This is a genomic window from Anaerophaga thermohalophila str. Valhall (genome assembly GCF_000250735.1).
Classification (GTDB): Bacteria; Bacteroidota; Bacteroidia; order Bacteroidales; family Marinilabiliaceae; genus Anaerophaga; species Anaerophaga thermohalophila_A.
Window position 1 is genome coordinate 1 of record NZ_AHZV01000353.1, and the last position, 21475, is coordinate 21475.

Annotated in this window: 17 protein-coding genes; 8 read left to right on the forward strand and 9 right to left on the reverse strand. The window is 42.0% G+C overall.

Annotation, left to right across the window (positions count from 1 at the left end; all coding sequences use genetic code 11):
* Positions 1–88 precede the first annotated feature (88 nt).
* From epsC to guaA, 5 genes are all read right to left on the reverse strand, one after another.
* Positions 89–1015: a serine O-acetyltransferase EpsC gene (epsC, locus tag OQ5_RS0118375; RefSeq protein WP_016778893.1), complete on the reverse strand. Its 927-nt coding sequence runs from the start codon at positions 1013–1015 to the stop codon at positions 89–91.
* Between the two features lie 28 nt (positions 1016–1043).
* Positions 1044–1622, reverse strand: coding sequence for an AAA family ATPase (locus OQ5_RS0118380; RefSeq protein WP_016778894.1), 579 nt, complete (start codon positions 1620–1622; stop codon positions 1044–1046).
* Positions 1600–2220, reverse strand: coding sequence for a nicotinamide riboside transporter PnuC (gene pnuC / locus OQ5_RS0118385; RefSeq protein WP_016778895.1), 621 nt, complete (start codon positions 2218–2220; stop codon positions 1600–1602). Before pnuC ends, OQ5_RS0118380 begins: the two co-directional genes overlap by 23 nt.
* A complete protein-coding gene (locus OQ5_RS0118390) occupies positions 2217–3800 on the reverse strand; it encodes a S41 family peptidase (RefSeq protein WP_026055399.1) in 1584 nt (527 codons plus the stop codon). The genes pnuC and OQ5_RS0118390 overlap by 4 nt, the downstream gene beginning before the upstream one ends.
* Positions 3801–4047: 247 nt before the next feature.
* Positions 4048–5577: a glutamine-hydrolyzing GMP synthase gene (gene guaA, locus OQ5_RS0118395; RefSeq protein ID WP_016778897.1), complete on the reverse strand. Its 1530-nt coding sequence runs from the start codon at positions 5575–5577 to the stop codon at positions 4048–4050.
* A 250-nt stretch (positions 5578–5827) separates the two neighbouring features.
* Between guaA and OQ5_RS0118400 the strand changes: the two genes are divergently transcribed.
* Entirely contained in the window at positions 5828–7417 is a 1590-nt protein-coding gene (locus tag OQ5_RS0118400; RefSeq protein WP_255297636.1) for an alpha-N-arabinofuranosidase, read from the forward strand.
* Between the two features lie 283 nt (positions 7418–7700).
* Here OQ5_RS0118400 and OQ5_RS0118410 read toward each other — a convergent pair whose 3' ends face one another.
* From OQ5_RS0118410 to rpsA, 3 genes are read right to left on the reverse strand one after another with little or no spacing between them, the layout of a single operon-like run.
* On the reverse strand, positions 7701–8612 hold the full coding sequence (locus tag OQ5_RS0118410; RefSeq protein WP_016778900.1) for a ribonuclease Z: 912 nt from the start codon (positions 8610–8612) through the stop codon (positions 7701–7703).
* A gap of 7 nt (positions 8613–8619) precedes the next feature.
* Positions 8620–8976, reverse strand: coding sequence for an STAS domain-containing protein (locus tag OQ5_RS0118415; RefSeq protein WP_016778901.1), 357 nt, complete (start codon positions 8974–8976; stop codon positions 8620–8622).
* A gap of 27 nt (positions 8977–9003) precedes the next feature.
* The gene (rpsA, locus tag OQ5_RS0118420) at positions 9004–10971 is read right to left on the reverse strand and encodes a 30S ribosomal protein S1 (protein ID WP_016778902.1); all 1968 of its coding nucleotides are present in this window, start codon (positions 10969–10971) and stop codon (positions 9004–9006) included.
* Between the two features lie 1018 nt (positions 10972–11989).
* Between rpsA and OQ5_RS0118425 the strand changes: the two genes are divergently transcribed.
* The 7 genes from OQ5_RS0118425 to OQ5_RS0118455 all read left to right on the forward strand — a co-directional run bounded on the left by OQ5_RS0118425 (position 11990) and on the right by OQ5_RS0118455 (position 19756).
* Positions 11990–12388 (forward strand): bacteriohemerythrin, encoded by a 399-nt coding sequence (locus OQ5_RS0118425; RefSeq protein ID WP_016778903.1) that lies wholly within the window; start codon positions 11990–11992, stop codon positions 12386–12388.
* Positions 12389–12998: 610 nt separating this feature from the next.
* The gene (locus OQ5_RS0118430; RefSeq protein WP_016778904.1) at positions 12999–14327 is read left to right on the forward strand and encodes a UDP-glucose dehydrogenase family protein; all 1329 of its coding nucleotides are present in this window, start codon (positions 12999–13001) and stop codon (positions 14325–14327) included.
* A 1-nt stretch (position 14328) separates the two neighbouring features.
* Positions 14329–15270: a UDP-glucuronic acid decarboxylase family protein gene (locus OQ5_RS0118435; RefSeq protein ID WP_016778905.1), complete on the forward strand. Its 942-nt coding sequence runs from the start codon at positions 14329–14331 to the stop codon at positions 15268–15270.
* Positions 15271–15283: 13 nt separating this feature from the next.
* Positions 15284–16186: a glucose-1-phosphate thymidylyltransferase RfbA gene (rfbA, locus tag OQ5_RS0118440; RefSeq protein ID WP_016778906.1), complete on the forward strand. Its 903-nt coding sequence runs from the start codon at positions 15284–15286 to the stop codon at positions 16184–16186.
* A 5-nt stretch (positions 16187–16191) separates the two neighbouring features.
* A complete protein-coding gene (rfbC, locus tag OQ5_RS0118445; protein WP_016778907.1) occupies positions 16192–16752 on the forward strand; it encodes a dTDP-4-dehydrorhamnose 3,5-epimerase in 561 nt (186 codons plus the stop codon).
* A 4-nt stretch (positions 16753–16756) separates the two neighbouring features.
* Entirely contained in the window at positions 16757–17644 is an 888-nt protein-coding gene (rfbD, locus tag OQ5_RS0118450) for a dTDP-4-dehydrorhamnose reductase (protein ID WP_016778908.1), read from the forward strand.
* A 354-nt stretch (positions 17645–17998) separates the two neighbouring features.
* Positions 17999–19756 (forward strand): phospho-sugar mutase, encoded by a 1758-nt coding sequence (locus tag OQ5_RS0118455; RefSeq protein WP_016778909.1) that lies wholly within the window; start codon positions 17999–18001, stop codon positions 19754–19756.
* Between the two features lie 237 nt (positions 19757–19993).
* Here OQ5_RS0118455 and OQ5_RS0118460 read toward each other — a convergent pair whose 3' ends face one another.
* Positions 19994–21415 carry an ATP-dependent DNA helicase gene (locus OQ5_RS0118460; protein WP_016778910.1) on the reverse strand — a complete coding sequence of 474 codons (1422 nt, stop codon included), beginning with the start codon at positions 21413–21415 and terminating at the stop codon, positions 19994–19996.
* Positions 21416–21475 lie beyond the last annotated feature (60 nt).

Genomic DNA, 21475 nt, shown 5'->3' on the forward strand with positions numbered 1-21475 from the left:
CAGGTTATTACCTGTCGGCTAATTTTGGCAAAAAAAGCGCTGTTCTTAATTTTCAGAATAATTAATCATCTCTGACAAACCCCGAAAATCAAATTCCATCGCCACCCATAAACCCCGTGTGTCGATATTTTTCCTGTAAAATTTTACTGTTTGGGGGAACGGATGAGGTCAACCAGACATTACCGCCAATTACCGAATTTGCCCCTACAGTTATTCTTCCCAGAATAGTAGCCTGTGCATAAATAATTACATTATCTTCTACTATCGGATGCCTGTCGATCCCTTTAATGGGATTCCCATCCTTGTCCAGGGGAAAACTCTTGGCCCCTAATGTTACCCCCTGATAAATTTTAACATGATTGCCAATAATTGATGTTGCACCAATAACCACGCCGGTACCGTGATCAATAGTAAAATGGTGACCAATCCTGGCCCGGGGATGAATATCAATGCCTGTTTCGGAATGAGCCATTTCCGTGATAATGCGGGGAATCAGCGGCACTCCCAATTCCAAAAGCTCATGAGCAATGCGGTAATTTGTAATGGCCCGTATTGCCGGGTAGCAAAAAATTACTTCTGCATTGCTTTGTGCTGCCGGATCGCCAAGGTATGCAGCTTCCACATCTGTGGCAAGCAGGTGTCTGATCACCGGAAGTTTTTCAATAAATTTCATACTTATCTGGGCGGCTTTATCCTTTCGCATCAGAAGGTCTTCTCTGTCGGCATGCTTACAATCGAAGCACAGGCCTGCATAGACCTGCTGGCGCAACAGATCATAAAGTTTTTCCACATTGACACCGAGATAGTAACGTATACTATCAGGACGGGTAGGTGAATCGCCATAATACCCGGGGAAAAGAATTTCTCTTAGAAGATCAACAATTTCTTCAAGCACCCTCGATGATGGCATTGGTTGATCGGGATAATGGCGATGACAAACAGCCTGATAAGACTCCTCCCGGGAAAGGTTCTCTATGATGTCTTTCAGTCTTCTCGGATATTCCAGGTAACGCATAATTAACTAAATATTTAAAGTAAACGGCTCAATACATCTCTTTCTCAATACATCTAATCGCGGTTTCAATCCTCGTTTGATTAATTCCCCTCACAACACAATAAGGAACTCCGTAATACGTCAGTTCATCGAGGTAACGATCGAAAAGGTAGCTTCTCCTGTGAGGATTTTCACGAACGCCATCGGGTTTCCACGGCAGATCGGGGAAACACAGCAATGCCAGATCAATTCTGCATTTCTTAAGAGCCCGATGTAACCATACCGGACAACAATAAAAAACCTCTTCAAACCAAACTTTGGTAATAAACAGAAAGGTATCGAAAAACACCGGTATGTTACTATCTGTAGTTTCGGTCATCGAATGATATTCCTCAATCTGATGAGTTGCTATAGCTTCAACATCTTCAAAAGAATAATTTCCGTTGAGATTTTGCACATAATCTCTTGCATATTCTTTAACCGCTATTCCATTAAAATGTTTGGCCAGTTCCTCAGTTAATGATGATTTGCCGGTAGATTCAGGCCCCGTAATGACAAAGATGTACCTTCTCCCGTTCCGCGGGTATTTCTTTCTCTCTGACCAATCATTTTTTAATATCTCTGTCACGGGTTTTCATGTTTTTATTCCATTCTAAAAAACCAATTACCGCCACAGCAGTATAAATCAGATAAAGCAAAACTGTTACTTCAAGTCCTTTGTAAAAATACATTCCACTACTTACCAGGTCAACGACAATCCATATCAGCCAGTGTTCAATAAATTTCCTTGCAAGCATCCAGGTGGCAATGATTCCTCCGGTGGTTGTAAATGCATCCCAGAAAGGTAATTCCGACGCAGGAATATCTATTAATGAAGGAACTTTCAATAAGATCAGAAGAACCACAACATAAACAACACCGCCGATAAGCAACAGAATAACTCCTGTCCTGGCATTCAACTTACTGATGGGCATCTTCTTCCTTCCGGTTCTTTGTCTTCCCCACTTCCAGGTAAGCCAGCCGTATATGCTGATGATAAGGTAGTATACCTGTAATCCCATATCGGCATACAGGTGCTCATCGAAGAAGACAATCATATAAAAAAAAGATGACAAAAATCCGGTAGCCCATAACCAGATGTTTTCGCGAACCGAGAGATAGAGATAAACCAGGGCAAGTAATGTTCCTGCAATCTCCATCCAATGTTCCGGGAGCCATTCAATCATCTTTTCTCAAACACTTTTGAGTATTGATCTTCATTTTCCACCAGTTCAATCACTTTATCAAAGAACGGAAGTGCCGGATTGATGGTTTGATAATACTTGCCGGTATCCCACAAATTTCGTGCGATCAAAGCTTTAATCTGTAACCTGATCCATTCTTCGGAGATACTCAATTCCTTCTGATTCGGAGCAATGTCGTTTTCTTCACCTTTTTTTACCAGTTCATCAATAAAACTATCGGGAACTTCAAATTCGGAAGAAAAATCGGGAAAAGCCGGAAATCGCTCTTTCCACAGGTCTCTGTTCTCGTCCAGCATGTCCATTACCAGGCGGTTCACAGTTCCGGAGGCAACCAAATCACGATAATAATCAGTATAGTAGGTTGTATCCATCGGAATAAATACATCGGGAACAATGCCACCACCTCCGTAAACTTCCCGGTTTTTCTCAAGCGTGTTGTAAACCAGGCTATCGGGCATGTGAACACTGTCGGCATACATAAACTCACCGTGCTCAAAGCGCTCAAATATCTCACTGTGATATTCTGAAAGGCCATTATGGTAAGGCTTCTGAATGCTTCGTCCCGACGGGGTGAAATACCTGGCAATGGTAAGCCTGATCTCCGATCCGTCCTGCAATGTAAACGGTCTCTGAACCAGCCCCTTTCCAAAACTCCTGCGTCCCATAATAATACCTCTGTCCCAATCCTGCACAGCTCCGGCAACAATTTCGCTGGCCGAGGCAGAGCCTTCATCAATCAGCACAATTAGCTTCCCGTTTTCCCAAAGGTCACCAGGTTTTGAATGATACTCAGACCTGGGAATAGCCATCCCATCGGTATATAACAACAATCGGCGTTCTCCTATAAACTCATCAGCAATATCCAGAGCCGCTTTTAAATAGCCCCCACCATTACCCCTAAGATCAAGCACCAAATTTTCTATATCATTCTCTTTCAATTCTTTCAAGCCTTCTTCAAACTCCTGATAAGTGCTCTGAGAAAATCTTGAGATTTTTATGTATCCCGTCTTAGGAGAAATCAAATAAGATGCCTCCAGGCTATGAATGGGAATTTCATCACGCTCCACGATAAAATTCAGCCTTTTATCATCTCTCAGAATGGTCAGTTGCACTTCCGTCCCTTTCGGACCTCTTAACATGTCAAACACATCACTGTTTGTCAAGCCAACACCAGCCACATTTTCACTCTCAATTTCTATGATATGGTCACCAGCCATCAGCCCCACTTTTTCCGACGGTCCTCCAGGTATGGTTGCAACTACCAGAAGCGTATCCTTAAGTATCATAAACTCGATACCAATTCCCTCAAAATTCCCGTCAAGTGGTTCATTCATGGTTTTAACATCCTCTGCCGGAATATAAACCGAGTGAGGATCAAGTTTTTCTAACATGGCAACAATGGCTTCCTCTGCAAGTCCTTGAGTATCCACGCTGTCTACATAGAAGGAAGTAATCAACTGCCAGGAAAGCTGAATTTTCTCCAGTTCTGAATCTTTTACCTGTGAATTTGCAGACAGTGAAGCCAACAAAAAAGTGATTGTTAATATGAAAAAGTTTCGCATTGCTGAATTTTCTTTTAATTTTCTAAGTTGTTTCTGCCTTTTTTGCATGTTAGGTTGGGGGGTCGTTAGAGGACTATATATTAGAGAATAGTACTTCACCTGCTTAAGCAGAATAACCAAATATCTAAAGGGAGTCAGCCCTCAGTTTGTTGTTTTTATTATTATGACTCGATCTAACCTGCTTTTATAGACGGCACTAATTTGTATTCGTCTTTAAACCTGCAAAAATTTTCACAATATTGTGTATCTACTCCCATTCAATAGTGGCCGGTGGTTTGGAACTAATATCATAAACCACGCGATTAACTCCTTTTACCCGGTTGATGATTTCACTGGAAATACGTCCCAGGAACTCATAAGGCAGATGCACCCAATCGGCGGTCATGCCATCGGTGGAAGTAACCGCACGAAGCGCTACTACGCTTTCATAAGTACGTTCATCACCCATTACACCCACCGACTGAACCGGTAGGAGAATAGCTCCGGCCTGCCATACCTTGTCATAAAGGTTATGGGTGCGAAGACCTTCAATAAAAATATGATCAACCTCTTGCAAAAGCGCCACCTTCTCAGGTGTAATCTCCCCAAGGATACGAATGGCCAGACCCGGGCCCGGGAACGGATGACGTCCCAGTATGGTGGGCGAAATATTCAATTCATGCCCTACTTTTCTTACCTCATCTTTAAAAAGCAATTTAAGCGGTTCAACTACTTTCAGATGCATCTTTTCGGGCAACCCTCCAACATTATGGTGAGATTTGATGGTGGCCGAAGGTCCGTTAACAGAAACAGATTCAATAACATCGGGATAAATAGTACCCTGTGCAAGCCATCTCACGCCGGTTATCTTTTTGGCTTCTGCATCAAAAACCTCAATAAAAACTCTTCCTATAATCTTCCGCTTTTTCTCAGGATCGGAAACACCGTATAATTCCCCCAGAAACCTGTCTTTTGCATCAATGCCGATTACGTTAAGGCCCATGTGTTTATAGGAATCCAATACCTTCTCATACTCATTCTTTCGAAGCAGTCCGTTGTCCACAAAGAGACAGGTAAGCTGTTTCCCGATGGCTTTGTGCAAAAGCATGGCTGCAACGGAACTGTCAACACCCCCGGATAGTCCCAAAACGACTTTATCGGTGCCGATTTGCTTTTTCAATGATTCAACTGTTTCTTCCACAAACGAAGCCGGTGTCCAGTCACGGTTGCACCCGCAAATGTCCACAACAAAATTGTACAATAACTGCAAACCCTGTGTTGTATGGTATACTTCGGGATGAAACTGAATGCCGTAAGTCGGCTCATCCTGCACCTTGTAGCCGGCAACTTCTACATCGTTTGTACTTGCAATGATGCGAAAATTATCGGGGAGTTTTATTATGGTGTCACCATGCGACATCCATACTTGTGAATCTTTTTCGATTTCCAGAAACAGCTCATTGTCGTGGTCGATGTATTTCAAATTGGCCCTGCCGTATTCCCTGGAGTCGGAAGCTTCTACCAGCCCCCCATAATTCTGGGCCATGAATTGGGCACCATAGCAGACCCCTAAAAGGGGTAATCTGCCTTTAATTTTGCTTAAATCAGGTATGGGAGCATTCTTATCACGAACACTGAACGGGCTCCCGGAAAGAATGACACCCTTCACTGTTTCATCAGGCTCCGGAAATTTGTTAAAAGGATGGATTTCGCAATATACATTTAACTCACGGACGCGACGGGCAATTAATTGGGTGTATTGAGACCCGAAATCAAGAATGAGAATTTTTTCCTGCATCGAACAAAGAATATGAATGAATTAAAGATCAGTGCAAATATACAATAGATCATTAGATTTTCAGATATTAGATACAAGATGTTTCATATATATCAAAAACATCCTTCTACCTGATTTACCAGTTTGTCCTCCCCCACTTAACTCTCAGCACCTACCTTTGACAAGTAAGGGCACTCAAAGAACATAACTCTTACCATGCACCCACATCGAAAAGTGCAATTTCTAATATCAAAAAAATAATACTATGAAAATGAGCCACTTTTTAAAATCCCTGATCTTATTTTTCATCGCAGGTTTCATAAGCAGTAACCTGCAGGCCCAAAACGCAAGAATAAAGATTGATCTTGACCGGACAATCGGGGAAGTCAACAAAAACATTTACGGCAATTTCGTTGAACATCTTGGTCGCTGCGTCTATGGAGGTATTTATGATCCCGATTCCCCCTTTGCCGATGAAGACGGATTTCGTACCGATGTACTGGAAGCTGCAAGAGACCTGAATATCCCGTTGGTGCGTTACCCCGGAGGGAACTTTGTTTCAAACTACAACTGGAAAGATGGCGTTGGACCGGAAAGAACCAAACGACTTGAATTGGCCTGGGCCCGTTTGGAAACCAACGAAGTTGGTACCAACGAATTCATGAAATGGGCCAATAAACTGGGAACAGAGCCCTATTTTGCTGTAAACCTCGGAACAGGCACCATCCGTGAAGCCCGGCAATGGGTAGAGTACTGCAACGTGAAAGAGGGGCCATATTATGCCGAGCTACGAAAGAAACACGGGTTCCCCGAACCTCATAATATAAAATACTGGAGTCTCGGAAACGAAATGGACGGTCACTGGCAAATGGGACACCTCAATGCTATTGATTACAGTAAAAAAGCCCGCGAAGCAGGAAAACTGATGCGACTGACTTCGCCGGATATTAAACTTATTGCGGCAGGTTCTTCCAACTACAGGCCGGATGCTAATCCTGATGAATGGAACCGCACTGTTCTGGAGGAGTTGAAAGATTATATAGACTACATTGCCCTTCACATTTACGTAGGAAATCCCGACAACAATTATTACAACTTCATGGCCACTCCCCTTGTCATTGAAGAACGAACAAAAATTGTAGAAGGGATGATCAACGAAGTAATGCAACGCACTGTTCGGCGTCATCATACCAACGATCCTATTTACATTGCATGGGATGAATACAATGTATGGTACCGTGCACGCTCAGGAGATACAATGACCGGTGAAAGGGCCCTTGAAGAGCATTATAATCTGGAAGATGCTCTCGTTATTGGTGGCATGCTCAACGCATTCATCAGAAATGCCCATATTGTAAAAATGGCCAATATGGCGCAGCTGGTTAATGTTATCGGACCTATTTTTACAAGCAAAGACGACATGTACAAGCAAACCATCTATTACCCGCTCGAACTCTTTGCCAATAACATGCACGGAACATCTCTCGATGTATTTGTAGACTGTGAAACTTACGATACAGAAGAATTTTACCTCGGTCTGGGAGAAACTACAACTCAGCAGTCGGATGTACCATACCTGGATGTATCGGCCACTTATCAGGATAATAATGTTACCATCGCAGTGGTCAATCGCCATAAAGACAAAGCCATTACTACCGATATAATATCACAATCAGGAGATTTTGACGGAAAGCTGGAAGTATATGAAGTAAATGGCCCGGATATAAAGGCTGAGAATGATTTTGATCAGACCAATGTAAAGACAGAAAGAAAAGAAGACATTAAAGCCAATGACTCAGTTGTCACATATGCTTTTCCTCCACATTCAATTACTTTGTTAAAAGGAAAAATTAAACAATAGTATAATAGATCGTTAGATTTTCAGATATAAGATAATCCATATAATGTTGATATACTGCATTTTAGAAAACAGAACTTTTAAATCACAAATAATTGGTTTGCAGCATATTGCAAAAATTTAACGAATATTTGATATCAGAAAAACATCATAATTGTTCCACCCTGACAGGCCGGACGAAGTTTTTTTGCAGAGTTTTTGCCGAAAAATGTCCGGCCTGCTTTATAATAAAAACATTCAGCCACTCTTTTTCTGAGTAGATAAAGATTCTTTATCAGTTTACGGATTACACTTCAAAAGTGCTGCCCTCTTCTGCAATCAAGGTATTTTCAAATACCCTTTTCGCCTCTTCAACAAAAGGTTTCAGGTCACGGTAACGGGAAGAAAAATGCCCGAGGAGCAATCTTCCAACATTTGCCCGCTTTGCGACCTCGGCCGCCTGCCGTGCTGTACTGTGAAAAGTCTTGCCGGCAAGTTCTTCCTCATCTTCCAGAAAAGTGGATTCGTGATATAACAAATCTGCATTTTTTACGGCCGATATAACCTTTTCACTGAAACGCGTATCTGTGCAGTAGGCATAGCTCTTTGATGGAGGCGGCGGGAAAGTCAGTATATCATTCGCGATCAGACTGCCATCCTCCCCTGCATAATCCTCACCCTTTTTCAATCGGGGAAGCCAGCGCAATGGCACCTGATAGTAATCACACTTCTCTTTATTGATTTTGCGTTCTTTGGGCTTCTCTCTGAATAAAAAACCGGCCGTAGGAATTCGATGCTCCACAGGTATTGTAACGACTTCAACGGAAGAATCTTCATAAATTACCGTCTGCTCTTCCGGAACAAAAGAATGAAAAGCCACCTTAAACGGCAGATCACGGCAAAAGTAGTTAAGCCATGGCTTCATCAGAGGTTCAAGGTCGGCCAGCGCATAAATATGTAAATCTTTAGTTCTTCCCAATAGTCCCAGAGATGAAATCAGTCCGGGAAGACCAAAAACATGGTCACCATGAAGATGAGAAATAAAGATGTGATGAATGCGCCCGAAACGCACCTTATTGCGACGCAACTGTAACTGAGTTCCTTCCCCGCAATCGATCAAAAAAAACCGCCCCGATGCATTGAGCACCTGGGCGGTTGGATTTCTTTCGGATGTGGGAAGTGCTGAGTTACTGCCAAGAATGGTGACAGATAATCCCATAAACACTTTATTTTTTGCCGATTGACTGTCGCATCATTTGTATACCGTCCTCCACGTTGGGTGCAATGTTCAGCACTGTGTCGAGCTGCGATACGGCAATCAGTCGTTCCACAGCCGGTTGAAGGCCGGCAATAACAAATACTCCATCGGCATTTTTACACAACCTGTTGGCGACAAGTATGGAACTTAATCCTGATGAATCACAATAATTGCATTTACTTAAATCGAGCAGAATGTTCTTCTCACCATTGCCCGAAAGCAAAACAATTTCCGACTTCAGATTGGGGACTACATTAGTGTCGAGTTTTTCTTTCAACACTTTCACCACCATAAAATCATCGATTTTATCAATTTTAAAGTCCATATATTGTCACCCCTTAATTAATATAAACTATTCTTCTTCCTTTTTGTCTTTGGTTTCATCTTTCTTTTCAGAGGCTTCCATTTGATTTTTCAGGGCTGCCAATTCAGAGATGTCACCAAGAGTTGTCTTTTCGAGGCTGTCTTTGAGCTTTTTAACACCTTTCTTGGTATTTTTGGCCTGACTCTTTTTAGCCGATTGCTCTTCCGAACGTTTCTCATCTTCAAAGACACGTGAATGCGAAAGAATGATGCGCTTAGCACCTTTATTAAATTCAATCACTTTGAAAGGCAACTTTTCATCGGCTTTGGCCTGACTTCCGTCTTCTTTTACGAGATGACGGGGTGTGGCAAAACCTTCAACACCGTATGGTAATGCAATTACGGCACCTTTATCGAAAATGTCAACTATTGTACCTTCATGAATGGAATCCACAGTAAAGATGGTTTCAAAAACATCCCATGGATTTTCTTCCAATTGCTTGTGTCCTAAGCTCAAACGACGATTATCCTTGTCGATATCGAGAACAACAACTTCGATCTCTTCGCCAACATTGGTAAACTCGGCCGGATGCTTCACTTTCTTGGTCCACGAAAGATCCGAGATGTGAATCAGTCCGTCAATCCCTTCTTCAATTTCAACAAACACTCCGAAGTTGGTAAAGTTACGAACTTTTGCCTTGTGTTTGCTGCCAACAGGGTATTTTTCTTCAATATTGTCCCACGGATCGGGCTTAAGCTGCTTCATTCCCAGCGACATTTTGCGCTCCTCACGGTCGAGGGTCAAAATCTGGGCTTCTATTTCATCACCCACCTTCAGGAAGTCTTGTGCACTGCGCAGATGCTGTGACCATGACATTTCCGAAACGTGTATAAGTCCCTCAACGCCAGGTGCTATTTCAACAAAAGCACCATAATCGGCCATAACAACCACCTTACCTTTTACAACATCACCTACCTTCAGGTTCGGATCGAGTGAATCCCACGGATGTGGTGTCAATTGTTTCAGACCAAGAGCGATACGCTTTTTCTCATCATCGAAATCGAGAATAACAACGTTAAGCTTCTGATCGAGCTGGACAATCTCTTCCGGATGCGAAACGCGTCCCCATGAAAGGTCTGTTATATGAATCAGTCCGTCCACACCACCAAGATCGATGAAAACACCATAAGAAGTGATGTTCTTGACGGTACCTTCGAGAACCTGGCCTTTTTCCAGCTTGGAAATAATTTCTTTCTTCTGTTGCTCCAGTTCAGCCTCGATAAGTGCCTTGTGGGAAACAACAACATTTTTGAATTCGGGATTGATTTTTACTACTTTGAATTCCATGGTTTTACCCACGTACATATCGTAGTCGCGAATGGGCTTCACATCAATTTGTGACCCCGGAAGGAAAGCTTCAATGCCAAATACATCAACGATCATACCTCCTTTGGTCCGGCACTTGATGTATCCCTTAATAACTTCATCTTTTTCGAGAGCCTCATTTACTCGATCCCATGAGCGGAGAGCTCTTGCTTTTTTGTGAGAAAGTACCAGCTGACCTTTTTTGTCTTCCTGACTTTCCACATATACTTCAACCTTATCGCCGACTTTCAGGTCGGGGTTGTAACGAAACTCGTTACGGCTGACAATACCATCCGATTTGAAACCGATGTTAATAACAACCTCACGCTTATTCATGGCGATTACGGTACCTTCAATCACCTCTTTTTCGGAGATGGTAGACAAAGTTTTGTCATACATCTTCTCCAGTTCCTTCTTTTCGGAACCTTTGGCTTCTTCGACCAAATCGCCGTTTTCATACTTGTCCCAATCGAAATCAGCATTAGCTGTTTCAACGGTTTCAACCTCCTGGTCTTCTTTTCTTGTTTCTGTTGCCTCAGGCGACTCTTCATTGGCTTCTTCTGCCTGTGGAGTCTGCTCCTCAACGTTTTCGTTTACTTCCGAAGCATTTTCCTGCTCCTGCAAGTTTTCTTTTTCTTCAAATTCTGCCATTAATTAAACCTCGCAAAATCTATTGGTTAGACATTATATTGTTTAAAAATCGGTGCAAAAATAGGAACTTTTCTCACAATACAATAATAATCTCCTAATTTTCTCATTGTTAAAATTTTTACATCTGAAATCAATGAACGATCATAAAACCCTAAACGCAAAAGCGCAAAGTTTTTGTTATGAGATCGATATGATTTTTATTCTCATCATACAACCATTTGTTTGTCAATTATTTACAAAAATATTTAGCAAAATATCATCAATGAGTCTGGCCTAAAAAGAGCTTTTTTTGCCATGTTCGAGACGTAGGAAATTTCTGAACCGAATTTAACTAATTGTTAATGAGGATTTAAAAATTTCCTGCAACAATGGGATTGGCAAAACGAGACTTTGAGTAGTAGACTCATCAGTTCAAGGTTGTACTGCTCTTTAAAAGTTCTCTCATAGCCATTTTATGCACCTGTACCCTCACTACACTACTTACTCCTGACTAAAAACTATTGACTGAATTCTACCACATTGACCTTATCACCCCTGTAAAATTCGCTTCTTCACCTCTTTCTCACTTTAAGATGCCACGGGTTTAAATTTAACTGTTTAAACATTGAAAGTCAAATTTTCGGGTTGAACCACATCAGTAATTTAGTGCGTGTCTATAAACAATAGTCAGTAAAAAAAGCCTAAACGCAGTGACGCAATGACGCAAAGTTTTTATTATGAGAGGTAAAGACGCCCAAATTGGGCGTCTTTACCTAACCAGACCTCAGTAAAAGTTTAACGGAGTATTTTATAAACGCACAAAAATTTTCACAAAATGTATGTCAGTTCAGAAAGTGTCATTTACAAGGCTTGCGAAGTCCGAAAATACGCAGTTTACTCATCGTAAATGAGTAATTTTCGGACGAGCATAACACAGTAAATGGCACTTTATGGACAGACACTAATTAACAGCCGAACAAACGAAAAATATTATATTTGACCTTCCCGGAATAGAAAGACAACTTAAAAATAAATAACTATGCTTATTCAATGGACAAAAGACCTCTCCGTAGGTAATGAAAAAATTGACAAAGAACACCAGCGATGGGTTGAAATCTTAAACGATTTCTATGACGGAATTAAACAGGGCAAATCCAAAGAAAAGCTGGAGGAACTGCTCCAGGCAATGCTTGATTACACAAGGTATCACTTCAAAAGTGAAGAAGCGTATATGGAATCTTTCGATTTTCCCGGTCTGGAAGATCACAGGAAGCTCCACAACGAGTACGCTGATAAAATAGCCGGATTTTATGAAAAATTAAGAAACGGGAAACTGATCCTGTCGGTTGAAGTAACCAACTTTCTGAAATCCTGGCTCATCAATCACATCAAAGGAGTTGACCAGCAATACGCCGATTTTGTTGCAAAAAAGAAATAATTTACTTCCAGCAATAATTTTCATATTTTTGACACCATTCATTAACTAATGCCTGTCTATAAAGTAGGAAAAGTTTCCTACTTATCATGTGTCTGCTCAGAAAGTGCCAGTTGCAAGACTTGCGAAGCCGCCAAAAACGGAGTTTACTTTTCGTAAGTGAGTAATTTGGCGGCGAGCGTAACACAGCAAATGGTACTTTATGAACAGATATTAACAATTGCGTGTCTATAAACTCGAAAAAAATTTTTACAGTATGTTGTGTCTGTTCAGAAGGTGTCATTTACAAGGCTTGCGAAGTCCGAAAATACGCAGTTTACTCATCGTAAATGAGTAATTTTCGGACGAACGTAACACAGTAAATGGCACTTTATGGACAGACACTAACTAATCGTTAGATTTATAGATATAACAAAGGGATGTAAGACAATCTATCCAAGATTGATAATCTGCATCTTAGCGGACAAGCCCTTTTAGTTACAAACAATAGATTTGGAGCCTTTGGCAAAAGTTTAACGGACTATTTTAACAGTAAAATTTGTAAGCGTAAAACATACCGGAGAAAGCGCTTCTGGAGTGGAATTAATACAAAAAATTAAAAAACAGAATTAAGATGAAAATATCAATTGTCGGAACCGGTTACGTAGGACTGGTAACAGGTACATGTTTTGCCGATACAGGCGTGAATGTTACATGTGTCGATATCGATGAGAAAAAAATCACCAATCTGAAGAAGGGAATAGTTCCGATATATGAGCCGGGACTGGAGACCATGATTAAAACCAATGTAGAAAAAGGTCGACTCCATTTTACTACCAGTCTGAAAGAAAGTCTCGACCAGGCTGAAGTAATTTTTATTGCTGTGGGAACTCCTCCGGGCGAAGACGGAAGTGCCGACCTGAGTCATGTTCTGGCTGTAGCTACCGAAATCGGGAAACATCTCGACCATACCATGGTTGTTGTAACCAAAAGCACAGTCCCCATTGGAACCGCTGAGAAAGTAAGGGAGGCTGTACAATCCGAATTGAAAAAGCGGGGTGAGGAAATTCCGTTTTTTGTAGCATCCAACCCCGAATTTTTAAAAGAAGGAAATGCCATTGATGATTTTTTGAAGCCGGATCGTATTGTAGTTGGTACCGATTCCGAAGAAGCTGAAAAAGTAATTCGTCGCCTTTACAAGCCTTTCCTTCTCAATAATCATCCCATCCTGTTCATGGACATTCCTTCTGCCGAGCTTACAAAATATGCAGCCAATGCCATGCTGGCAACCAAGATCAGCTTTATGAACGACATTGCCAATCTTTGCGAACTTGTTGGTGCTGATGTAAATATGGTTCGAAAAGGGATTGGGAGTGACAGCAGGATTGGAAACAAATTCATTTACCCGGGTATCGGCTACGGCGGAAGCTGCTTCCCTAAAGATGTGAAAGCCATAATCCGCACGGCCAACGCCTTTAATTATCCTTTGCGTCTCCTGCAGGCTGTAGAAAATGTCAATGAAGACCAAAAACGGATCATTGCAGCCAAAGTCAAAAATTATTTCAACAACGATGTAAAAGGTAAAACTTTTGCCGTCTGGGGGCTCAGCTTCAAACCCCATACCGACGATATGCGTGAGGCTCCCTCCAAAGTGATCATTAAAGAACTGCTTGAAGCAGGAGCTCATATTAAAGCTTACGACCCGGTTGCCATGGATGAAGCTAAAAAGGAGTTCGGTAACACCATTCAGTATGGTCAGGACCCTTATGATGTACTTATTGAAGCAGACGGACTGATGTTGCTGACCGAATGGCCGGAATTCCGTATTCCTAATTACAAGGTTATGGCGAAGCTGATGAATCAAAAAGTGGTTTTTGACGGTCGTAATATTTATGATATGACCGAAATGGCCGAAAACGGATTCGATTACTTTGGTATTGGACGTTCCCACAAAAAAATGTAAAATGAAACGAATATTAGTGACCGGAGGAGCGGGATTTATAGGCTCACATCTTTGCGATAAGCTTGTATCACAGGGACACGATGTTATCTGTCTCGACAATTATTTTACCGGTTCCAAACTGAATATCAGTCATCTGATGGACAACCATTACTTTGAGCTGGTGCGTCATGATGTAACCCACCCCTATTTTGCCGAAGTAGACGAAATTTACAATCTGGCATGTCCGGCTTCTCCCATTCACTATCAATACAACCCAATTAAAACAATAAAAACATCGGTTATGGGGGCCATCAATATGCTGGGGCTGGCCAAACGAATCAAAGCTAAAATATTACAGGCCTCAACCAGTGAGGTTTATGGCGATCCACTGGAACACCCCCAAACAGAAAGTTACTGGGGAAATGTTAATCCTATCGGTATCCGGTCGTGTTATGACGAGGGGAAGCGCTGTGCCGAAAGTTTGTTTATGAATTACTACAGACAAAACGATGTTCGTATCAAAATTGTCAGGATATTCAACACATACGGTCCCCGAATGAACCAGGACGACGGCCGGGTAGTTTCGAATTTTATTGTCCAGGCTCTGAAAAACGAGCCAATAACCATCTTTGGCGATGGCAATCAAACCAGGAGTTTTCAGTACATCGATGACCTCATTGAAGGGATGTTGCGTATGATGGACTCCAGGGATGATTTTTACGGGCCGGTTAATATTGGTAATCCGCATGAATTCTCGATGCTGTATCTTGCAAATGAAATTATAGATCTGACGGGATCAAGATCGAAAATCATATATAAGCCGCTGCCTGAAGATGATCCAACCCAGCGTCAACCGGACATAACACTGGCAAAAAGGGAGTTGAACAACTGGGAACCGAAGATTGAGCTTCGCGAAGGACTAAAGAAAACCATTGAATATTTCGACAATTTGTTGACCACTTAAAAACCACATTTTCATGGCTAAGTACAAAGGCATTATTCTGGCAGGTGGCTCAGGAACACGCCTTTATCCTGCTACCCAAAGCATCTCTAAACAGATTATTCCGGTTTACGACAAACCCATGATCTATTATCCGCTCTCCGTTTTAATGCTTGCCGGAATACGCGAAATACTGGTCATCTCCACGCCCGAAGATTTGCCCCTCTACCGCAGACTTTTTGGCGACGGCAAACAATGGGGTATTACCTTCGAGTATGCAGAGCAACCCTCCCCCGACGGATTGGCACAAGCTTTTCTGATCGGAGAAGAATTTATAGGAGACGATCCGGTTTGTCTGATACTGGGCGATAACATCTTTTACGGTTATGAATTCAGCCGAATCCTTAACAACGTAAATGCCAGTGAAAACCATGCCGTTATTTTCGGCTATTACGTCAACGATCCGGAAAGATACGGGGTGGCAGACTTTGATGAGAAAGGCAATGTGCTGAGCATTGAAGAAAAACCACTCCATCCGAAATCAAATTATGCAGTTACAGGATTGTATTTCTATCCCCCCGATGTGGTAAGCAAAGCTAAAACACTGAAGCCCAGCAAACGGGGAGAATTAGAAATCACCGATCTGAACCAGCTCTACCTTGACGAAAAACGCCTGAAAACACAACTCCTGGGCAGAGGAATGGCCTGGCTCGATACCGGTACACACGACAGCCTGCTTCAGGCATCCAACTTTATTGCAACCATCGAAAAAAGACAGGGCCTTAAAGTTGCCTGTATCGAAGAAATTGCTTATAAAAAAGAATACATCAGCAGAGAACAACTTTTAAAATTGGCCGAGCCACTTAAGAAAAACGATTACGGACAGTATCTAATAAAAATTGCAGACCAAAACCTAAAAACAATACAAAAACAATTATAACGTTTATGCAAATACACGAAACCAAAATACCCGGACTGCTCATTATCGAACCGGACATTTTCGCGGATCAAAGGGGATATTTTTATGAATCTTACAACAAAGAAAAGTATGAAAAAAAAGGTATCTCCTCCGATTTTGTTCAGGATAATGTCTCTTCATCAGTCAGAGGGGTAATAAGGGGGCTCCATTATCAGTTGGCTCCCTTTTCACAGGCTAAGCTTATTCAGGTACTGAAAGGAAAAGTTTTGGATGTTGCCGTGGATTTGCGCCAGGGATCACCAACATTTGGAGAACATCTCTCGATTGAGCTGAGTGATGACAGTCACCTGCTAGTTTTTTATCCCAGGGGTTTTGCACACGGGTTCTCGGTGTTAAGCGACGAAGTCATTTTCTCCTATAAATGCGATAATTTCTATAATAAAGATGCAGAAAGGGGTATTAACTACAAAGATGCAACTTTAAATATCGATTGGCAGATTCCTGAAAACGAGATTATTGTTTCAGGGAAGGACAAAGTCCTGCCAGCATTCAATGAAGCCGAAAGGAATTTTGTCTTCAAAAACTGAAAACATGCAACAACTAATACTAATTGTCGGAAAAGAAGGGCAACTGGGAAGTACGTTTGAAGAATTATCAAAAAGAACCGGGTGGGCAAGGTTCACATTTTCCACTATTGATAAACTGAATCTCACCAATCCTGAATCCATCAAGCAATTTTTTTACGGTAAAAAATTTGACTTCATTATAAACTGTGCTGCTTATACTGCTGTCGACAAAGCCGAGGAAGACAGAGAGACCGCCTTTAAGCTAAATTACGAGGCCCCGGCGCTCCTTGCAGAGGAAGCAGCTTTAATGGATGCCGGTTTTATTCATATATCTACCGATTATGTATTTGGAGGGCAGCATTGCCGGCCCCTGAAACCCGGCGACCCCAAACAACCCGAATCGGTTTACGGAAAATCAAAGTTACTGGGCGAAGAAGCGGTGCTGAAAAAGCACTCCCGAAGTATGATCATTCGCACTTCCTGGCTCTATTCCGAATACGGCCGGAATTTCCTGAAAACCATGCTCCGGCTTGGACAGGAAAAAGAATCCCTAAAAGTGGTTTTCGATCAGGTTGGCACTCCGACTCTTGCCAATGATCTCGCCAGTTCAATTCTCACAATCATACATAAAATAGAATCAAAGGAAAAAAGCTTTGTTCCGGGTGTTTACCATTTTTCCAATGAAGGCGTATGCAGCTGGTACGACTTTGCCGTTGCCATCTTCCGTGAAGCAGGTTCGGAATGCCGCGTTTTTCCAGTAGAGTCCGGCGAGTTTCCGACTAAAGCTCCACGGCCCTTTTATTCTGTGATGGATAAATCTCTGATAAAGAAAACTTATGAAATAGAAATTCCCCACTGGCAAGACAGCTTGATTAAGTGCCTGAAAAAGATGAAAGATTCCGGCCTCTTGTAAAAAGGATTTTATTGTAAATTTGTTTGGCGTATTCCTGTTACAATAGATCGTTAGATTTTTAGATATAAGATGTAAGATAATTCATCAGTATAAATTTATGTATAAGTTATTGGTCTGATGGAATTCGCATGCAAGCATTTATACATATTTTTGTTGTGGGAAACCTTGCCATGCTCGTTTCGAACAACCTTGATATACTGTATTTTAACAATTAAACCTCTTTAGATGCAAACAATTGTTTTGCAATGTTTTACAAAAGTTTAACGGAGTATTGTGTCTATAAACTCTCAAAAATTTTTACAATATGTGTGTCTGTGTAGTTTTGTCCGAAAAAACAATTAAAAAATATAAGATATGACAAGAGAAAATATACCAGACCTGGTAAAACAAAAAGCCGAACAATGGCTTAAGGGTAAATACGACCAGGAAACCAGGGCCAGGGTGAAGGAAATGCTCGAGAGCAATGACCCTTCCGAATTAATTGATGCCTTTTACAAAGACCTGGAGTTTGGAACCGGGGGCTTGAGAGGCATCATGGGGGTAGGAAGCAACCGTATGAATAAATACACAGTTGGAGCAGCTACTCAGGGACTGGCCAATTATCTGAAAAAACAATTTGCCGGACTTCAGGAAATTAAAGTGGTAATTGGTCACGACTGCCGTAACAACAGTCGTTTCTTTGCCGAAACCGTAGCTGATATTTTTTCGGCCAACGGCATTAAAGCCTTCCTTTTTGATGATCTGCGCCCCACCCCTGAAATTTCGTATGCGATCCGCGAATTAAAGTGTCAGAGTGGTGTTATACTTACCGCATCACACAACCCTAAAGAATATAACGGATACAAGGCTTATTGGGAAGACGGCGCCCAAATCATAGGGCCACATGATAAAAACATCATCAAAGAAGTTCAGAAAATTACGAATGTTGAGGATATTAAATTTGACGGTAACCCCGATTTAATTGAAATTATCGGGGCAGCCATGGACGAAAAATTCATTCAGCAGGTCGCTTCACTCTCTTTCAATCCCGATGTTATCCGGCGTCAGAAAGATATGAAGATAGTTTTCAGTCCCATTCACGGCACCACTGTCAAAATCCTCCCCGAAGCCTTGAAAAGAATAGGTTTTGAAAACATCATTCATGTCCCCGAACAAGATGTAGTGAGTGGCGACTTCCCTACCGTTGTTTCGCCCAATCCTGAAGAGCCTGCCGCACTGGAGATGGCCATTGCCAGGGCAGAAGAAACCGGCGCCGACCTTGTGGTTGCTACTGACCCTGACGGAGACCGGTTGGGCGTTGCCTTCAGAAATGAAACCGGCAGGTTTGTTCTGGTCAATGGTAACCAGACCGCCATTTTGCTCACCTGGTACATGCTGAACCAATGGAAAGAAAAAGGCTTGTTGACAGGAAAAGAATACACGGTAAAAACCATTGTCACCTCCGAACTTATTAAAACCATTGCCGATGCTGCAGGAGTAGAGTGTTATGATACATACACAGGGTTCAAATGGATTGCCGGGATAATAAGAGAACTGGAAGGCCGGAAAAAGTATATTTGCGGCGGTGAAGAAAGCTACGGATTCCTCCCTGGCGATTATGTTCGCGACAAAGATGCAGTTGGTGCAGTGGTTATGATGAGTGAAATTGCTGCTCTGGCAAAAGATCAGGGAAAATCGCTCTTCGAATTGCTTCTTGACATATACATCACGTATGGTTTTTCCCAGGAAAAGATGAAGTATATTGTACGTAAAGGGAAGAGCGGAGCTGAAGAGATTGAATCTCTAATGAAGAAATTCAGGGAGACACCTCCAACCCGACTTGGCGGCGCCAAAGTATCATTGGTGAAAGATTATCTGACCCTGAAATCGAAGAATCTTATCACCGGCGAAGTTGCCGAAATAACTGATAAGCCGGCCACCTCCAATGTTCTCCAGTTCTTTACTGAAGACGGCTCCAAAATTTCTGTTCGCCCTTCCGGAACCGAGCCGAAAATCAAATTCTATTTTGAAGTAAAAGATGAACTGAAAAAACGGGAAGATTTCAACAAAATAACTGAAAAGGCTCTGAAAAAAATAGACCAGATAATGGACGATATGGAGGTGGGCGAATAACAGAGAAAGGGACTGTCTAAAAACTCTGTGATACTCTGTGAATCTCTGTGCGTACTTTGTGACACTCTGTGTAATTCATTGTTTCACAAAGCTCCACGGAGCTAGCACAGAGTCCCACAGAGTAAAAATTAGTCTTTTTAGCCTGCTTTATTCATAAATTATCGTGATGAAACGAGCATGGAAATGGTTGCAACAATAAGATTATCAAAAAGAGACTTTTAGAAGTGGACTCCTGCATCATCTTTCAAAAAAGGCATCAGGAAAGTTAACAAAATAAACCCGTTCGGTAGCTCTTGTTACTGCTGTATAGAGCCACCGCAGCAGGTCGCGGGTAAGATAATCCTCTGTAAAATATCCCAAATCCACAAACACCGCTTTCCACTGGCCGCCCTGCGACTTATGACAAGTCATGGCATAGGCAAATTTCACCTGAAGGGCGTTGTAAAAATCGTTTTCTCTTGTATTTCTGTATTGCTTTTTTGACTCAGATACATCTTCATAATCCTTCATCACCTCATAAAAAAATTTCTCCTGTTCTTCCTGGGTCAGCCCCGCTCCTTTACTCATCAGGGAATCCAGGATAATCCGGACATCAATTTCAATTTCTTTATAGTCGACCAGCCTGAGAACAACATCCGCAAAATGATAACCGTAAAGATTATGGTAATTGTTTATCCTGATAACTTCAGCAATGTCGCCGTTGGCTATAAAGCTAATTTCCTGGTTATCTTTTAACCAGTGATAATTATTCTTCATCATTAAAAGATAATCGCCCACTGCCAACTGTTCTTCTCTGTAAAGCACTGTATTTCTTATGCCCTGATTATACAGGTTGGCCCGTTTATTTGTCCGGCATATTACCAATGTATCTTCCAGTCCGTAATTGCTGTAACAATAGTCGAGCTCTTCAATAAGCCCGGTGCCCGTGATGCGAAAAACATCCGGAAATCCCTCAACCAAAAACCGGGGATAATCAATGGATTCAGAATGATTTGCCAGCATTTCCCGGAGCCGGGTAGCATTGAAGAGTATACCGCTTCCGATTTTTTGACGTATCACATCGGTTAAAGATGCAGAAAACACATTTAACCCGAAGGCAGCAATATTGTTCTCCTCGAGTGCAGGGCTAAGGGTGATGCCAACAGGTGGCAGCTGCGCATCATCTCCAATAAGCATCAACTTACAGTTCCGGCCTTCGTAAACATAGCGCATCAAATCGTCGAGCAACCTGCCGGAACCAAAAAATCCCCCTCCCCCGTCATTTGAAATCATTGACGCCTCATCAACTATAAACAATGTATCCTTGTGTAAATTACGATCCAGGTCAAAAGCAGCAAAACCATCTTTTGAGGATTTCTGACGATAGATTTTTTTGTGTATGGTGTACGCCGGAGCACCGGCACTGTTCCCTAAAACCTTGGCTGCCCGTCCTGTTGGGGCAAGTAGAACCGATTTTTGACCGAATTCACTCAAGACTTTCACGATGGATCTGACAAGAGTCGTTTTACCCGTCCCAGCATAGCCTCTCATAACAAAAGCCGTATCGCCCGACCGATCGGCTAAAAACCGGGCAATTCGACCGATTGATTCATTTTGCGACGGAGTAGGCTCCATCCCAAATTCAGTCAGTATTCTTTCTTTCAGGAAATCTTCTAACATACTTTTATTTCTTCTTCTCCAACCGGCATTTGTCTTCCAGCAAATTGTCAGTTATATTTG

Coding starts and splice junctions, on each gene's coding strand:
- guaA (WP_016778897.1), bottom strand. CDS start 5,577: ATGCAGGAAAAAATTCTCATTCTTGATTTCGGGTCTCAATACACCCAA.
- OQ5_RS0118400 (WP_255297636.1), top strand. CDS start 5,828: ATGAGCCACTTTTTAAAATCCCTGATCTTATTTTTCATCGCAGGTTTC.
- OQ5_RS0118415 (WP_016778901.1), bottom strand. CDS start 8,976: ATGGACTTTAAAATTGATAAAATCGATGATTTTATGGTGGTGAAAGTG.
- rfbD (WP_016778908.1), top strand. CDS start 16,757: ATGCAACAACTAATACTAATTGTCGGAAAAGAAGGGCAACTGGGAAGT.
- rpsA (WP_016778902.1), bottom strand. CDS start 10,971: ATGGCAGAATTTGAAGAAAAAGAAAACTTGCAGGAGCAGGAAAATGCT.
- OQ5_RS0118430 (WP_016778904.1), top strand. CDS start 12,999: ATGAAAATATCAATTGTCGGAACCGGTTACGTAGGACTGGTAACAGGT.
- rfbA (WP_016778906.1), top strand. CDS start 15,284: ATGGCTAAGTACAAAGGCATTATTCTGGCAGGTGGCTCAGGAACACGC.
- OQ5_RS0118455 (WP_016778909.1), top strand. CDS start 17,999: ATGACAAGAGAAAATATACCAGACCTGGTAAAACAAAAAGCCGAACAA.
- OQ5_RS0118410 (WP_016778900.1), bottom strand. CDS start 8,612: ATGGGATTATCTGTCACCATTCTTGGCAGTAACTCAGCACTTCCCACA.
- epsC (WP_016778893.1), bottom strand. CDS start 1,015: ATGCGTTACCTGGAATATCCGAGAAGACTGAAAGACATCATAGAGAAC.
- pnuC (WP_016778895.1), bottom strand. CDS start 2,220: ATGATTGAATGGCTCCCGGAACATTGGATGGAGATTGCAGGAACATTA.
- rfbC (WP_016778907.1), top strand. CDS start 16,192: ATGCAAATACACGAAACCAAAATACCCGGACTGCTCATTATCGAACCG.
- OQ5_RS0118390 (WP_026055399.1), bottom strand. CDS start 3,800: ATGCGAAACTTTTTCATATTAACAATCACTTTTTTGTTGGCTTCACTG.
- OQ5_RS0118425 (WP_016778903.1), top strand. CDS start 11,990: ATGCTTATTCAATGGACAAAAGACCTCTCCGTAGGTAATGAAAAAATT.
- OQ5_RS0118435 (WP_016778905.1), top strand. CDS start 14,329: ATGAAACGAATATTAGTGACCGGAGGAGCGGGATTTATAGGCTCACAT.
- OQ5_RS0118460 (WP_016778910.1), bottom strand. CDS start 21,415: ATGTTAGAAGATTTCCTGAAAGAAAGAATACTGACTGAATTTGGGATG.